At 65.4% G+C, this 14,688-nt stretch carries 11 protein-coding genes; all 11 read right to left on the bottom strand.

Translation table 11 applies throughout. The features are described from left to right. Positions 1 to 2: 2 nt before the first annotated feature. Complete coding sequence (locus NYR58_RS01975; protein WP_261518725.1) at positions 3 to 854, bottom strand: formate/nitrite transporter family protein; 852 nt, start codon at positions 852 to 854, stop codon at positions 3 to 5. A 51-nt stretch (positions 855 to 905) separates the two neighbouring features. After that, positions 906 to 1,241, bottom strand: coding sequence for a nitrite reductase small subunit NirD (nirD, locus tag NYR58_RS01970; RefSeq protein ID WP_261518722.1), 336 nt, complete (start codon positions 1,239 to 1,241; stop codon positions 906 to 908). A gap of 5 nt (positions 1,242 to 1,246) precedes the next feature. Next, a complete protein-coding gene (gene nirB, locus NYR58_RS01965; protein WP_261518721.1) occupies positions 1,247 to 3,694 on the bottom strand; it encodes a nitrite reductase large subunit NirB in 2,448 nt (815 codons plus the stop codon). Positions 3,695 to 3,698: 4 nt separating this feature from the next. Beyond that, complete coding sequence (locus NYR58_RS01960) at positions 3,699 to 5,450, bottom strand: ABC transporter ATP-binding protein (RefSeq protein ID WP_261518720.1); 1,752 nt, start codon at positions 5,448 to 5,450, stop codon at positions 3,699 to 3,701. Positions 5,451 to 5,459: 9 nt separating this feature from the next. Continuing rightward, positions 5,460 to 6,542, bottom strand: a complete 1,083-nt coding sequence (locus tag NYR58_RS01955; RefSeq protein ID WP_261518718.1) for an ABC transporter permease — start codon at positions 6,540 to 6,542, stop codon at positions 5,460 to 5,462. 70 nt (positions 6,543 to 6,612) lie between these two features. Further along, positions 6,613 to 8,019, bottom strand: coding sequence for a CmpA/NrtA family ABC transporter substrate-binding protein (locus NYR58_RS01950; RefSeq protein ID WP_261518714.1), 1,407 nt, complete (start codon positions 8,017 to 8,019; stop codon positions 6,613 to 6,615). 343 nt (positions 8,020 to 8,362) lie between these two features. Next, positions 8,363 to 9,595, bottom strand: coding sequence for a CmpA/NrtA family ABC transporter substrate-binding protein (locus NYR58_RS01945; RefSeq protein ID WP_261518713.1), 1,233 nt, complete (start codon positions 9,593 to 9,595; stop codon positions 8,363 to 8,365). Between the two features lie 8 nt (positions 9,596 to 9,603). Further along, positions 9,604 to 10,194 carry an ANTAR domain-containing response regulator gene (locus tag NYR58_RS01940; RefSeq protein WP_261518712.1) on the bottom strand — a complete coding sequence of 197 codons (591 nt, stop codon included), beginning with the start codon at positions 10,192 to 10,194 and terminating at the stop codon, positions 9,604 to 9,606. 74 nt (positions 10,195 to 10,268) lie between these two features. After that, entirely contained in the window at positions 10,269 to 12,737 is a 2,469-nt protein-coding gene (locus tag NYR58_RS01935; RefSeq protein ID WP_261518711.1) for a heavy metal translocating P-type ATPase, read from the bottom strand. Between the two features lie 86 nt (positions 12,738 to 12,823). After that, the gene (locus NYR58_RS01930) at positions 12,824 to 13,522 is read right to left on the bottom strand and encodes a GntR family transcriptional regulator (RefSeq protein WP_261518710.1); all 699 of its coding nucleotides are present in this window, start codon (positions 13,520 to 13,522) and stop codon (positions 12,824 to 12,826) included. 7 nt (positions 13,523 to 13,529) lie between these two features. After that, a complete protein-coding gene (argE, locus tag NYR58_RS01925; protein WP_261518709.1) occupies positions 13,530 to 14,687 on the bottom strand; it encodes an acetylornithine deacetylase in 1,158 nt (385 codons plus the stop codon). Position 14,688: the final 1 nt, after the last annotated feature.

Here is a 14,688-nt window from a genome sequence, read left to right as displayed (position 1 = left end):
CCCTACTCCGCCGGAACGCGCACGGGTTCGCCCATCTTGCCGGCTCGCGGCTCGTGCCTCTGCCCGGTGCGATGGTGCGTGGCGTAAAGGGTGAGGCCGACAAAGGTGAGCCCGCCCACCAGATTGCCGACCACCGTCGGGATCTCGTTCCACAGTAGATAGTCCGTCACCGAGAAATCGCCGCCGAGCATCAACCCCGAGGGGAACAGGAACATATTCACGATGGAATGCTCGAAGCCCATATAGAAAAACAGCATGATGGGCATCCACATGCCGATGACCTTGCCCGAGACGGAATTCGACATCATCGCGGCAACGACACCGGTCGAGACCATCCAGTTGCACAGCACCCCGCGAATGAAGAGCGTGAGCATGCCTGCCGCGCCATGGGCGGCGTACCCCACGGTGCGCCCCTCCCCTATGGTGCCAATCTTCTGGCCGACGGCGTTCGGCTCCGTCGAGAAGCCAAAGGTGAAGATGATGGCCATCATCACCGCCACGGTGAGCGCGCCGGCGAAATTGCCGATGAAGACAAGGCCCCAGTTGCGCATGACACCCCCGAACGTCACGCCCGGGCGCTTGTCGATGAGCGCCAGTGGCACGAGGGTGAAGACGCCGGTAAGAAGATCGAAGCCCATCAGGTAGAGCAGGCAGAAACCCACGGGAAAGAGAATGGCCCCGGCGAGCGGCTCGCCCGTCTGCACCGAAATGGTGACAGCGAAGGCCGCCGCCAGCGCCAGGATGGCACCCGCCATATAGGCGCGGATCAACGTGTCTCGCGTGGACATGAAGACCTTCGCCTCACCCGAGTCGATCATCTTGGTGACAAAGTCCGTCGGCTGAACGTAAGACATGACTGCTTCCTCATTCGGCTGGAAAGGTGCCCGGGAGGGTGGCGGGAGCGCTCACTCCGCCGCCATTGCCAGCACCGTGGTTGCATCCATGAAGATCCGCTCCCCCTCGCGCTTGAGCGCGAAGGTGCGCACGACGCCCTCGTCGGCCCCCTGCGCAAGGCCGGTCTCCAGCGAAAAGACCCAGTTGTGCAACGGGCAGGTCACTTCCGCCCCGTGCACGATGCCCTGGCTGAGAGGCCCGCCCCTGTGCGGACAGCGGTCTTCGATGGCATAGACCTCGTCGCTTGCCGTGCGGAAAACCGCGACCCGGCCGAGGGGCGTCTCAACACAGCGCGCCCCGCGGCGCGGAATGTCGTCGAGCCGGCCGATTTCCACCCAATCGTTCATCGCATTCACTCCGCTGCCTGGGGAAAGCCGATTGCCGCCATCGGCTTGAACTCGTGCTTGTCCCGCCCCGAGACACGCTCGGACCACGGATCGACCTGGGCGAACTTCTGGGAGAAGACGAAGCGATCGAAATATTCCTTGCGCCGTGCCTTGTCGGCGAGCACCTGACGGCGGATTTCGTCATAGCCGACGCGCTTGGCCCACTTGTAGATGCGCTCCAGATAGCGCGCCTGCTCGCGATACATCTGGACAAGCGCCACGATCACCTCCAGCGCCTCGTCCTCGCTCGTCACCAGGCCAAGCTTCTCGGTGCCCTTGATGTCGAGGCCGGCCGCGCCGGCGAAGTGGATCTCAAAGCCGGAGTCCACGCAGATCACGCCCACATCCTTGCAGGTGGCCTCCGCGCAGTTTCTGGGGCAGCCCGAGACCGCCATCTTCACCTTGGCCGGCGTCCACGAGCCCCACATGAACTTCTCGATGCGGATGCCCAGTCCGGTGGAATCCTGCGTGCCGAAACGGCACCAGTCCGAGCCCACGCAGGTCTTCACCGTGCGCAGGCCCTTCGCATAGGCGTGGCCGGAGACGAAACCGGCCTTGCCCAGCTCGGCCCACACGGCAGGCAGGTCCTCCTTCCTGATGCCCAGCATGTCGATGCGCTGGCCGCCGGTGACTTTCACGGTCGGAATGTTGAACTTGTCCACCACGTCGGCGATGGCACGCAGCTCCCTCGCCGAGGTGACGCCGCCCCACATGCGCGGCACCACGGAATAGGTGCCGTCCTTCTGGATGTTTGCATGCACGCGCTCATTGATGAAACGCGACTGGTAGTCGTCGGCATATTCGTCCGGCCAGTCGCAGACAAGGTAGTAGTTGAGCGCCGGCCGGCATTTGGCGCAGCCGCAGGAGGTCTTCCATTCCAGTTCCTGCATGACGGCGGGAATGGTCTTGAGCTTCTTCGCCCTGATGAGGCGACGCACATCGTCGTGGCCGAGATCGGTGCAGCCGCACATGGGCTGAACGGTGGTCGGATTATAGGCATCGCCCAGTGTCAGCTTCATCAGCTGCTCGACGAGCCCCGTGCACGTGCCGCAGGATGAAGAAGCCTTGGTGTGGGCGCGCACATCGTCGAGCGCCGTCAGCCCCTTCTCCCGGATCGTGGAGACGATCTTTCCCTTGCACACGCCGTTGCAGCCGCAGATCTCCGCATCATCCGGCAAGGCTGCAACGGCCGCCATAGGGTCCGCCTCACCCCCTCCCTGATAGGCCTGGCCGAAGATGAGCGTCTCGCGCATCTGCGAAACGTCCGTGCCCTTCTTGAGCAGGTCGAAGAACCAGGCGCCATCGGCGGTATCGCCATAAAGCACGGCGCCGAGGATGCGGTCGTCCTTGAGCACAAGCCGCTTGTAGATGCCGGCGGAGGCATCGCGCAAAACGATCTCCTCGCGATCCTCGCCATCGGCAAAATCGCCGGCAGAATAGAGGTTTACGCCGGTTACTTTGAGCTGCGTTGCCGTCTCGACGGGACGGAAGGCGGCCGGCATGCCGCGCAGCGTCCTGGCGGCCACCCTGGCCATGTCGTAAAGCGGGGCGACAAGGCCGTAGCAGATGCGCTCGTGCTCCACGCACTCTCCGATGGCCAGGATGTCGGGATCCGAGCTGACCATCTGGTCGTTGACGACGATGCCACGCTCGACATCGAGCCCCGCATCCACCGCGATACGGGTCTCAGGGCGAATGCCGACAGCCATCACCACCAGGTCTGCGGGATAGACCGTGCCATCCTCCAGAAGCACGGCCTCTGCACGATCCTCGCCGAGGATCGCCTTGGTCTGCGCCTTTGTGTGGATCTTGATCCCGCGGCCCTCGAGTTCCTTCTGCAGGAGATAGCCTGCGGCGGGGTCGAGCTGGCGCTCCATCAGGTGGCCCATCAGGTGTAGCACCACCACCTCCATGCCGCGCGCGCGCAGGGCTGCCGCCGCTTCGAGCCCCAGAAGGCCGCCGCCGATGACGACGGCTCTTGCGCCGGGCCTCTCGGCTGCCGCCACCATGGCATTGACATCGTCGAGGTCGCGGAATGCCATCACGCCGGGCAGGTCCCTGCCCGCCACGGGAATGATGAAGGGAGCGGACCCCGTGGCGATCACCAGCTTGTCGTATGGGGTTTCCCCGCCCTTGGAGAAGACGACCTTCGACTGGCGGTCGATCCTGGTGACCGTCTCGCCGAAGCGGCAGGTCACGTCATGGGCGGCATACCAGTGCGCATCATGGGTGACGATCTCCTCGAAGGTCTTTTCTCCAGCCAGCACCGGCGACAGCATGATGCGGTTGTAGTTGCCGCGCGGCTCTGCGCCGAAAAGGGTCACGTCGAATGCCTGTTCTTCGGCCTCGAACAGATGTTCGAGCATGCGCCCGGAGGCCATGCCGGCGCCGATGACGACGAGTTTTCTCTTCATGGGTTCACTCCGCTGCAGCAAGGCGCGTTTCCTTCTGGCGGGCGATGCGTGCCGCCCGCCTTTCACTGATCGATCGAAGTTGCTCTTCGCCGGGGTTCGCCCCGCCCTCGTAAGCCTCCAGGAACTCCAGAAGCTCCTCGCGATAGGCGTAGTAGTCGGGGTGTGCGAGAAGCGCGGCGCGCGAGCGCGGGCGCGGCAGATCCACCTCCATGATGTTGCCGATCTTGGCGTTCGGGCCGTTCGACATCATCACCACCCGGTCGGCCAGCAGGATGGCTTCGTCCACATCGTGGGTGACGCAGATGGCGGTAACCTGCGTGCGCGCCCACACCTCCATGAGCACGTCCTGCAGCTCCCAGCGGGTAAGGCTGTCGAGCATTCCGAAGGGCTCGTCGAGCAGGAGCAGCTTGGGAGAGAGCGCAAAGGCGCGCGCGATGCCGACGCGCTGCTTCATGCCGTTGGAGAGGTCGGAGGCCAGCCGGTGCATGGCATCGGCAAGACCGACGCGCGCAAGGTAGTATTCGATGACGTCCCGCTTTTCCGCCCTGCTGGCACCCGGATAGACCCTGTCGACGCCGAGCTCGACATTCTGATAGGCCGTCAGCCAGGGCATCAGCGAGGGCGACTGGAAGACGACGGCCCGCTCCGGCCCGGCTCCCGAAACCTCGGTTCCGTCGAGAATGATGCCGCCCTCGGAAATGGGATTCAGCCCAGCGGCCATCGTGAGCACCGTCGACTTGCCACAGCCCGAATGGCCGATCAGCGTGATGAACTCGCCCCTGGCGACCTTCAGGTCGAAGCCGTCGACCACTGTCAGCGGCCCCTTGGGCGTGGGATAGACCTTCTTGAGCTGGCTGAACTCCAGATAGCGCTCCTTCAGCGGATGTCTGGCCGCCGCCTCACGGACACCGGGCGGCCGCCCCGCCTGCGTGATCGGCACGACATTGGGCAGCACGATCTCGCGCTCCACATCGGCCCCGCGCGCAGCACCGATCTCCATGAGATACTGCGTCACCTCGGCGCGCAGGCGGATGAAGGTGGGATCCGAGTTCATGGCCGCCCTGTCGCGCGGGCGCGGCAGATCGACCCTGAACTCCGGTCCGAAACGGGCGTCCGGCCCCGGCGTCAGCGGGACGATGCGGTCGGCCAGCAGGATGGCCTCGTCCACATCGTTGGTCACCAGGATGATGGTCTTCTTCTCCTGTTCGCAGATCGCTGCGAACTCGTCCTGCAGCTTGGCGCGCGTCAGCGCGTCGAGCGCCGACAGCGGCTCGTCCATGAGAAGCACCTGCGGCTGCATGGCCAACGCCCGCGCCACGGCCACCCGCTGGCGCATGCCGCCGGACAGCTCGGCCGGCCTGCGGTCGCGCGCATGGGAGAGGCCCACCATCTCGATGTACTTCTCGACGATGGCGCGGCGCTCCGCCCGGGGGCTTGCCTTGAAGACCTGATCGACGGCGAGCGCCACATTGCCTTCCACCGACAGCCAGGGCATCAGCGAATAGGACTGGAAGACAACGCCACGCTCGGGCCCCGGCCCGTCCACTTCCCTGCCCTTGAAGATGACGCCCCCGGCATCGGGCTTCACGAGCCCGGCAAGCGCCGAAATCAGCGTCGTCTTGCCCGAGCCCGAGAAGCCCACAATGGCGATGAACTCGCCCTCCGCCACCTTCAGGTTGATATCGGTAAGCACGGGATTGCGCCTTGCACCCTCGCCATAGTGCTTGGAAAGCCCGGAGATTTCCAGAAATGCCATCCTCGCCTCCTAGCGGTTTGCCGAGAAGGTGAAGGCGCGCTGCAGCGCATACATCAGCCGGTCAAGCAGGAAGCCGATGATGCCGATGGTCAGCACCGCCACCATGATCTTGGCAAGCGACTGCGAAGAGCCGTTCTGGAACTCGTCCCACACGAACTTGCCGAGGCCGGGGTTCTGCGCCAGCATTTCCGCCGCGATCAGCACCATCCAGCCGACGCCGAGAGACAGGCGAAGCCCCGTGAAGATCAACGGCAGGGCGGAGGGCAGCACCAGCTTCGTGATGATCCTGGCCGTTGGAAGCTGCAACACGCGGCCGACATTCATCAGATCCTTGTCGACGGAGGCGACGCCGAGCGCGGTGTTGATGAGCGTCGGCCACAGCGAGCAGAGCGTGACCGTGATCGCCGAGATCAGAAGCGACTTCGGCAACCAATCCACCGTATCCACATAGAGTGCCGAGACCACCATGGTGACGATGGGCAGCCACGCCAGCGGCGAAACCGGCTTGAAGATCTGGATCAGCGGGTTGACCGCGCCGTTGACCGTGCGCGACAGGCCGCAGGCAATGCCGAGCGGCACGGCCACCAGCGTGGCGAAGGCGAAGCCGAGCCCCACCGTCAGCAGCGAGGTGGCAATCTGGTCGAGATAGGTCGGCCGGCCCGTATAGTCGCGCCACTTCACCCGGTCTTCCCGCCCGTCCGCAATCAGCTTGGCGTTGCGCGCCTCCTGGCGCTCGTAGAACTCCAAAGCCTTCTGCCGCTCGGCCCTGTGGTCCTCCCACAGGTTGACCGCCTGCTGCCACACCTGCACCGGGCCGGGAATGGCGCCCAGCGAGGTCTGCACCTGCGGAGCGAGAATACCCCAGGCGGCGAGGAAGAGACCGATCCCGACGAGCGGCACGAGGAGCACCCGCTTCAGCTCGGAGAACTGTTCGCGCGGGCTGTCGCCGGCGGCGATCTTCAGGAGCGGGGTCAACCAGGACAGTCCCAGCGCGTCCAGCCAGCCGGCAGCCTTGTTGATGCGGGTGAAGAGGCGCTCCCTGCGCGCCTCCCGCCCGGCGGCGGTTGCAATGGCATCGCTCGCATTCGTCATAGTCGGGTTCCTTGGGTGTGCTTCTCGTTCGGCGGGCGCCCCTCGGCCCCCGCCCCTTTCATACGGCCTTTCAGCCGCCGACGACCTCGGTGCCTTCCACCGTCTGATTGGCCTTCAGGCCGATGGGCAGCGAATCGATGTAGGCGTTGGGCTTGCGGCCGTCGTAGGAGATGCCGTCGATGATGTCGGCGGCCGGTGTCGGCGCGCGATAGCCGTCGGAGTCCCAGGGGAAATCGGCCTCGTCGACCAATCCCTCCTCCACCAGCATCCTGGCGGCTTCCAGATAGATGTCGGGCCGGTAAACGGTTCTGGCCACTTCGTGATACCAATCGTCCGGCTTGTGCTCTGCGATCTGCCCCCAGCGGCGCATCTGGGTGAGGTACCAGATGGCGTCCGAGTAGTAGGGATAGGTGGCGAAGTAGCGGAAGAAGACGTTGAAGTCGGGCACTGCCCGCTTGTCTCCCTTCTCATATTCGAAGGTGCCGGTCATCGAGTTGGCGATGACCTCGGCATCCGCCCCCACATATTCGGACCGCGCGAGGATCTCCACCGCTTCCATGCGGTTGGCATTGTCGTTCTCGTCCAGCCACTTGGCGGCGCGGATCAACGCCTTTGTGATGGCAAGCGTTGTGTTGGGATACTTCTCCACGAACTCCGCCGTCAGCCCGAACACCTTCTCGGGATTGTTCTTCCAGATCTCGTAATCGGTGATGACCGGCACGCCGATACCCTTGAAGACGGCCTGCTGGTTCCACGGCTCGCCAACGCAATAGCCGTGGATGGTTCCAGCCTCCAGCGTGGCGGGCATCTGCGGCGGCGGCGTCACGGAGAGGAAGGCATCGGCCTTGATCTGGCCGGAGACATCGGTCTTCGAATAGAAACCGGGGTGGATGCCGCCCGAGGCGAGCCAGTAGCGCAGCTCGTAATTGTGGGTGGAGACGGGAAAGACCATGCCCATGTTGAAGGGCTTGCCTTCCGCCTTGAACTGATCGACCACGGGCTTCAGGGCATCGGCCTTGATGGGGTGGACCGGCTTGCCGTCTTCGCCCATCGGCACATGCTCCTTCATCATCTCCCACACTTCGTTGGAGACGGTGATGCCGTTGCCGTTCAGGTCCATGGAAAAGGGGGTGACGATGTGCGCCTTGGTGCCGAAGCCGATCGTCGCCGCCAGCGGCTGGCCGGCAAGCATGTGCGCGCCGTCGAGCTCGCCGGTAATCACGCGGTCGAGCAGCACCTTCCAATTGGCCTGCGGCTCCAAGGTGACATAGAGCCCCTCATCCTCGAAGTAATGGAGCTCCTTGGCGACGGCGAGCGGCGCCATATCGGTGAGCTTGATGAAGCCGAAGGTGAGCTCGTCCTTCTCCACGTCGAGCATCTCGGCTTCCGCCATCGTTGCGGCCGAAACCAGCGCGAGCGCTGTCACGGCGCCGAGAACCCGGTTTTGGCAAGCATGGGCGGTCATGGTTTTCTTCATCGCTGTCTCCGTGGGGCCGTCGGGAAGTCGGTCCCCTGGTTGGCTGTTCACGCAAAAGAAAAGCTGCCGGTCAGAAATCACGCGCCCGCGGTCACGGCGGCGATTCCCGATCGGCAGCTTTGCCCGAGCGCCCTTCCTTGGACGCTTTCTGTTGGTGTCCCCTCTGGACCCGACATCTTCCATGCAGGAAGCGTGCCAAACCGAGGGCGATTCTTGAAATCTTTTAATTTCAAGTACTTATGGAAATACGCCACGCGCCAGGCTGCAAATGCGGAGGGCGGATGCTGTCTAATGTTGCATCGCAGCGAACAAATTTTAGGCAGATGTAGAGAATGCCTATATTTCAGGCAACACTATGGGAGCGCGACTGCGCGGCGATATAGGCGTCCAGTTCGGCGGGGTCGAACACCGCGCCGTCGAAGAAGCCATCGGGACCCAGGATGAGCCGCCCGGAAGCCGACCCAACGGGAGTGGGGCCGGTCAACGCGCCTTCCACCTTCATGTTCGCCGAGGGCAGCGTCACCCCCAGCGGGCCGAGGGCCGCGCGATAGATGTCCGGGCGGAAGGTGCGTCGGGCACGCTCGGCATTCTCCGCACTGTGCGCCACCTGGCGCCAGCGCACCATCTGCGAATAGAACCACAGCGCGTGGCTCTGCCAGGGAAAGGTCGCCGCCTTCTGCACGGGAAGGAAGAAATCGTCGACCCGGTGGATGCTGCCGCCCGTCTCCAGCCGCCCCTCGAGGGCGCCGAGCACATGCCGTGCAGGCAGGTCGAGATAGGCTGCGCCCGACAGGATCGCCGCCAGCTCGCCGCGGTTTTCGGCCTCTCCGCACCATTCGGCGGCGCGATAGAGCGCGCGCAGCAGGCGGGCAAGCGTGTCCTCATGCGCCTGCGCCCATTCGGCACGCACGCCCAGCACCTTTTCCGGGCTCGATTTCCATATGGCGGCCTTCACCGTGGCGATGCGCGCATGGCCTGCCGCCACGGCCACACTGTTCCATGGCTCACCGACGCAGAAACCGTCGATACGGCCCGCTGCGATGGCATCAGCCGTCAGCGGCGGCGGCACGATGGCGATTTCCACGTCGCGCCCCGGCTGGATACCGCAGGCAGCCAGCCAGTAGCAGAGCTCGAAATTGTGCCCGGAGTGGGGATGCACCACCCCGAAGCGCAGCCTCTCCGCGCCTTCCGACCTGCGTTTGCCGATCACCCTGCGCAGCGCCGCACCGACGGCAGCCGGCGCCTCCGGTCCGGTCGCCCCTGCCTCCTCCATGGCGCGCCACAGGGCGTTGGAGACGCTGACGGCGTTGCCGCCAAGGCCAAGCGCCAAAGGCGCCACCAGCTCCAGGCGCATGGGTGTGAGCCCCAGATTGGCGGCGATCGGCATGGGCGCAAGCATGTGCGCCACGTCGAAGTGGCCGACCGCGATGCGGTCACGGATGCTGGCCCAGGATGTTTCGCGCACCAGGGAAAGGGCAATCCCTTCCTGGGCGGCAAACCCCTTCTCACGCGCAATCACCAGTATGGCGCTGTCCATGAGCGGCAGAAATCCGGCAGTGATGTGATGATCGGCCATGGTACGCCTCATTCGTCGAGCAGCCCGGAAGCCAGGATGAGGCTTTGGGCGATTTCCGATATCTTGCGGTTCTGGTTCATCGCCGTGCGCCTCAAAAGCGCGTAGGCCTCCTCTTCCGAGATCCCCTTGGAACGCATGAGAATGCCCTTGGCGCGGTCCACCAGCTTGCGGTTTTCGAGCGCGCTCTTCGCCTCCTCCAGTTCGCGCGCCATGCGCGAATAGGCGTTGAAACGGCTGATCGCCATGTCCACGATGGGCTTGACGCGCTCCTGCCTGAGCCCGTCCACCACATAGGCGGAGACGCCGGCATCCACCGCCGCTTCGATGGCGCTCTGGTCGGATTGATCCACGAACATGGCAATGGGCCGCTTCACCGCCCGCGACAGGCTGAACATGTTCTCAAGCATGTCGCGATTGGGATTTTCCAGGTCGATGACGATGACGTCCGGCTCAATCGCCGCGATGCGCTGCGCGATGCCGTTCACATCGTGCACCACGGTGACACGCTCATGCCCGGCCTCGCGCAGCCCCGCCTCGATGATGGCGGCGCGCACGGTGTTTTCGTCAATGACCAGAACGGAAAGCGAGCGGGGCAACATGCCTTTATTTTGCGCATGCACAAAGCTTGTGCAATGCAAAAATCGCTCCGCCCGCTTTTTTCCCGGCCGCGCCGCTACAGGCGCAGCTTTCTCAGCCTCAGCGCGTTGCCGATCACCGACACCGAGGACAGGCTCATCGCCGCAGCGGCGATCATGGGAGACAGGAGAACGCCAAACACCGGATAGAGGATACCGGCGGCAATCGGCACGCCTGCCGCGTTGTAGACGAAGGCGAAGAAAAGGTTCTGCTTGATGTTGCGGATGGTTGCCCGCGCCAGCCTGCGGGCGCGCACGATGCCCCGCAGATCGCCCTTCACCAGCGTGATGCCGGCGCTTTCCATCGCCACATCGGCGCCCGTTCCCATGGCGATTCCCACATCCGCGGCGGCCAGCGCTGGAGCATCGTTCACCCCGTCGCCCGCCATCGCCACCCTGGCGCCCTTGGCATGCAGCTCGTCGATCAGCCTTTTCTTGTCCTCCGGCAGCACGTCCGCGCGCACCTCGTCGATGCCGAGCTTCCCGGCCACCGCGCGCGCCGTGCGCGCATTGTCGCCGGTGGCCATGATGATGGTCAGGCCGAGATCGTGCAGCGCGCGGATGGCCTCCGCCGTCGTCTCCTTGATGGGATCGGCAACGGCAATGAGACCGGCAGGCCGACCGTCGAGGGCGACGAACATCGCCGTCTTGCCCTCCTCCTGCAGGCGCTCGGCGCGGGCCGCCAGCGGACCGGGATCGACCTGCAGATCGCGCATCATCGCCGCATTGCCGAGCGCCACGCGCCGGCCGGACACCGTGCCCGTCACGCCCTTGCCGGTGGCTGCCTCGAAGTCCTTCACCTCCGCAAGCCTCGCGCCTTCGGCCTCCGCACCATCCACGATCGCCTCGGCCAGCGGATGTTCCGACCCGCGTTCAAGGCTCGCCGCCAGGGACAGAAGCTCGCCCCGCTCCATTCCTTCGGCAGGGATGACGTCGGTCAGCCTCGGGCGACCCTCCGTCAGCGTGCCTGTCTTGTCCACCACCAGCGTGTCCACCCGCGCAAAGCGCTCCAGCGCCTCGGCGTCGCGGATAAGAACGCCGCCCTGCGCCCCGCGTCCGGTCGCCGTCATGATCGACATCGGCGTGGCGAGCCCCAGCGCACAGGGGCAGGCAATGATGAGCACGGAGACCGCGGAGACGATGGCGAAGATCATGCTGGGCGACGGGCCGAAGAGCGCCCACACGACAAAGGCGACGACGGCCACCAGCACCACGGCGGGCACGAACCAGGCCGAGACGCGGTCGGCCATTCCCTGAATGGGCGCGCGCGAGCGCTGGGCCGCCGCCACCATCTCGACGATCCTGGCCAGCATCGTCTCATCGCCCACCCGCTCGGCACGCATGACCAGCGTGCCGTTCTTGTTGAGCGTGCCACCGGTCAGCCGGTCGCCCGGCTGCTTCTCCACCGGCACGGGCTCGCCTGAGATCATCGATTCATCGACGGACGAGCGGCCATCTTCCACGACGCCGTCCACAGGCACCGATTCGCCGGGCCGCACGCGCAGGAGATCGCCCACCTTCACGGCCTCCAGCGGAACGTCGCTCTCCTTGCCATCGGCGTCGATGCGCCGCGCCGTCTTCGGCGAAAGGTCGAGAAGCGCGCGAATGGCGGAGCCTGTGCGCTCCCGCGCCTTCAGCTCCAGCACCTGGCCGACGAAGATGAGCGCGACGATCACCGCCGCCGCCTCGAAATAGACCGGCACGGTGCCCCCGTGCGTGCGGAACGAGGCGGGGAAAGCCTGCGGGAAGAGCGTCGCCACGACGCTGTAGCCATAGGCCGCGCCGACGCCGATGGCGATCAGCGTCCACATGTTGGGGCTGCGGTTGCGGATCGACTGCCAGCCGCGCTCGAAAAAGGGCGCGGCCGCCCACAGCACCACGGGGCTTGCCAGAAGAAGCTCAAGCCACACCGAGAGCCTCTCGCCCAACCAGTGGCGCACCGGCAGGCCCAGCATGGGGCCCATGGCGATGATGACGAGCGGGGCGGCCATGAGCGCACTCACCCACAGCCGCCGGGTGAAGTCCACAAGCTCCGGGTTGGGGCCCTCCTGGCCGGTGGGCACTCCCATCGGCTCCAGCGCCATGCCGCACAGGGGACAGCTTCCCGGCTTGTCCTCGACGATCTCGGGATGCATGGGACAGGTGTATTTGGTTCCCTTGGGCATCGGTTCGGGCTTTGCCCGCTCCCCCAGATAGCGCTCGGGATCGGCGGCGAACTTTTCCGCACAGCCCGCCGAGCAGAAATAGTGGGCCTGCCCCTCGTGGCGATGGAAATGGCGTGCCGTGGCGCGCTCCACCTCCATGCCGCAGACCGGGTCCCTGGCTTTCAGATAGGCTTCGGGGTCGGCGGCAAAGCGACCATGGCACGACGTGCTGCAGAAATGGTAGGTGTGTCCGGCATGCTCCAGCCTCGGCTTGCCCACCGCGGGATCGACCGTCATGCCGCAGACCGGGTCGCGGACCACCGTTTCCTGATCGTTGTGGACGGTATCGTGTGCTTTGTGCATCTGGCTCTCCGCAATCGCTTCCGGCGTGCAGATAGGCTTTCCAGCAACTGGAAGGTCAAGACGGCACGGCCCGCCTGGCAGGCCTCTCAGCTCTGCTCGTTACAGACCACGGGATGGGCCTCGGCGTAAAGCCGCGCGAAGCTCATGGCCACATGGGCGCGCCGGACATGGCCAACCACCTGCAGATCGCCTGTTTCGATGGCCGCCAGCGTGTCGGCCATCTCGCGCTGGAAGAAGCGGATCTCGTTCCTCAGCATCTCGCGATACTGGGCCAGCCGCGAGGCGGTTTTCAGCCAGTTGCGCGTCGTCTGGTAATAAAGCCTTTCGGAAATCTCGCGCAGCGGCTCGTTGGCCGTCAGCGTCATCAGAAGATGGAAGAATTCCATGTTGAGGCGGGCGAACTCGCGCGCGTCCGGCCGCTTGGCAAGGGCCCTGCCGCGCGCCTCAAGCTCCCGGAACTCTTCGATGGTCCGCCGGTCCGGCATCACCGGCGCCAGCTTGCCGATGAGCTCGGCCAGCTCCACGCGCAGCTGGTAGACCTGTTGCAGATCGTCGATGTGAATGTCGGTGACGATGGTGCCGACGCCATGGACGGAACGCAGCAGGCCCTCGTCTTCGAGCCGGGCCAGCACGCGGCGGATGGGCGTGCGGCTGGTCTTGAACTCCTCGGCCAGGTCCTCCTCCCGCAGCCGTCGGCCAGGCGGGTAGTCGAGCAGGCAGATGCGCTGGCGCAGCGTGCGGTAGATGCGCTCGAAGCGGGCACGCGACTCGCTGCCTTTGTTCATCGGCCGCTCACCTCAGCGTTCGCGCCAGCCGCTCCAGCATCTCCAGGCAGGCGGCAAGCTGCTGCCGCGAGACGAACTCGTCCGGCTTGTGCGCCTGCTTGATGGAGCCGGGGCCGCAGATGACCGCGGAGATGCCGGCGCGCTGAAACAGCCCCGCCTCGGTGCCGAAGGACACCACCTCGGCCTCCGTCAGGCCGGTCAGCGCGCAGACGATGCGCCGCGCCTCCGATTCGGCCGCGGGCTCCAGCCCCTCCACCTCGCCCACCACACGGGTCACGATGTCGGCATCCGCGCACACTGCCTTCATCGCCGGGCGCAGCACCGTGTCGATATAGGTCTGGATGCCTTCTTTCACGAAATCGGCATCGGCCTCCTGCACGGGCCGCATCTCCCATTCCACGATGCAATGGCCGGGAATGACATTGCGCGCAGAGCCACCCTGCATGAGCCCCACCTGCAATGTGGTCCATGGCGGCCGGAAGCGGCTGTCGGGCGGTGCGCGGCCCTTCAGATCCTCCGCCAGCGCCATGAGGCGGGAGACATAGCGCACGGCATATTCCACCGCGTTGACGCCACGCTCCGGGTCCGAGCCATGTCCCTCCAGCCCGCGGAACTCTGTGGTGTATTCGTAGCAGCCCTTGTGCCCTTCGATGATGCGCATCATCGTGGGCTCGCCAATGATGGCCGCTGCCGGGCGGATGTCCGCCCGGTCGATCTCCTCCATCAGGGCGCGGGCGCCGAAGCAGCCCACCTCTTCGTCATAGGTGAAGGCGAAGTGCAGAGGCCGCCTGAGCGTGCCCTCGGCGAAGGAGGGCGCCATCGCCAGGCAACAGGCGATGAAGCCCTTCATGTCACAGGTGCCGCGGCCGTAGAGCCGATCGCCCGCCTCGCGCAGGGTGAACGGATCGCCCGTCCACTCCTGCCCCTCCACGGGCACCACGTCGGTGTGGCCCGAGAGCACGATGCCGCCATCGCCTTCCGGCCCCAATGTGGCAAAGAGATTGGCCTTGGTGCCCGTCCCGTCGTGGTGGATTGACAGCCGCGCCCCCAGGTCGCTGAGAATCTCGGCCGCATAGGCGATGAGCTGCAGATTGCTGTCGGCCGACACCGTGGGAAAGGCCACCAGATCGGCCAGAATCTGCCGGGTCCGCGCAAGATCGGGCATC

The sequence above is a fragment of the Chelativorans intermedius genome (genome assembly GCF_025398255.1).
Taxonomy (GTDB): Bacteria; Pseudomonadota; Alphaproteobacteria; order Rhizobiales; family Rhizobiaceae; genus Chelativorans; species Chelativorans intermedius.
Note: the sequence above shows the minus strand (reverse complement) of the source record. Positions and strands in the feature narration are given on the sequence as shown.

Coding starts and splice junctions, on each gene's coding strand:
- NYR58_RS01945 (WP_261518713.1), bottom strand. CDS start 9,595: ATGGCCGATCATCACATCACTGCCGGATTTCTGCCGCTCATGGACAGC.
- argE (WP_261518709.1), bottom strand. CDS start 14,687: ATGCCCGATCTTGCGCGGACCCGGCAGATTCTGGCCGATCTGGTGGCC.
- NYR58_RS01940 (WP_261518712.1), bottom strand. CDS start 10,194: ATGTTGCCCCGCTCGCTTTCCGTTCTGGTCATTGACGAAAACACCGTG.
- NYR58_RS01960 (WP_261518720.1), bottom strand. CDS start 5,450: ATGGCATTTCTGGAAATCTCCGGGCTTTCCAAGCACTATGGCGAGGGT.
- nirB (WP_261518721.1), bottom strand. CDS start 3,694: ATGAAGAGAAAACTCGTCGTCATCGGCGCCGGCATGGCCTCCGGGCGC.
- NYR58_RS01955 (WP_261518718.1), bottom strand. CDS start 6,542: ATGACGAATGCGAGCGATGCCATTGCAACCGCCGCCGGGCGGGAGGCG.
- nirD (WP_261518722.1), bottom strand. CDS start 1,241: ATGAACGATTGGGTGGAAATCGGCCGGCTCGACGACATTCCGCGCCGC.
- NYR58_RS01930 (WP_261518710.1), bottom strand. CDS start 13,522: ATGAACAAAGGCAGCGAGTCGCGTGCCCGCTTCGAGCGCATCTACCGC.
- NYR58_RS01935 (WP_261518711.1), bottom strand. CDS start 12,737: ATGCACAAAGCACACGATACCGTCCACAACGATCAGGAAACGGTGGTC.
- NYR58_RS01950 (WP_261518714.1), bottom strand. CDS start 8,019: ATGAAGAAAACCATGACCGCCCATGCTTGCCAAAACCGGGTTCTCGGC.
- NYR58_RS01975 (WP_261518725.1), bottom strand. CDS start 854: ATGTCTTACGTTCAGCCGACGGACTTTGTCACCAAGATGATCGACTCG.